The 582-nt window shown below is 55.8% G+C and carries 1 pseudogene; it reads left to right on the top strand.

Annotated features, from left to right (window positions below):
* Positions 1–267: 267 nt before the first annotated feature.
* A pseudogene (locus EOA85_RS36780) lies at positions 268–582 on the top strand (transposase); the annotation flags it as partial.

Here is a 582-nt window from a genome sequence, read left to right as displayed (position 1 = left end):
GACGGATGCATCACCACACAAACTGGCGCCGGTAAAGGAGGTGTAGGAAGTCGATGACCTGAATGGGCACAATGATCGAAAAGATCTGGATCAGGAAAACCAGACATCGTTCGCGAGCTTGAAAGCTCTTGCAGAAGATTTGGACCCGATCCGCAGATCACCATACCGGCCCGCGGCTTCTTGAAAGGTCGCAATGAAAGGCCTGAGAGAAGAACGCACTCGATCACCGGGCACATCAGGTTGGAAGGCTTCTTGCATCGAGGGCGGCAACCAGAGAAGAATGATGTGACGGACGCAGAGGCGATTTGCGAAGCGGTGACGCGACCCAACGATGCGTTTCGTTCCGGTAAAGAGCGAGGAGCAGCAGAGTCTGCTGATGCTGCACCGGGTGCGCGAACTTTTGATCCGTCAGCCAACCATGCTGATAAACGCCTTGCGAGGCCATTTGGCCGAGTTTGGGATCGTCACGCGCCAGGGTATCGCCGGTGTCGGCACGCTGATTGCGCTGGTTAAGGAAGATCACGATCTCCTGCCGGGACTTGCTCGATCAGCTCTTCTCCCTCTCATCGAACAGTTGCGAGA

It is taken from the genome of Mesorhizobium sp. M5C.F.Ca.IN.020.29.1.1 (genome assembly GCF_003997375.1).
GTDB classification, from domain to species: Bacteria; Pseudomonadota; Alphaproteobacteria; order Rhizobiales; family Rhizobiaceae; genus Mesorhizobium; species Mesorhizobium wenxiniae.
The sequence above is the reverse complement of the archived record's forward strand: the minus strand, read 5'-3'. Positions and strand labels throughout refer to the sequence as shown.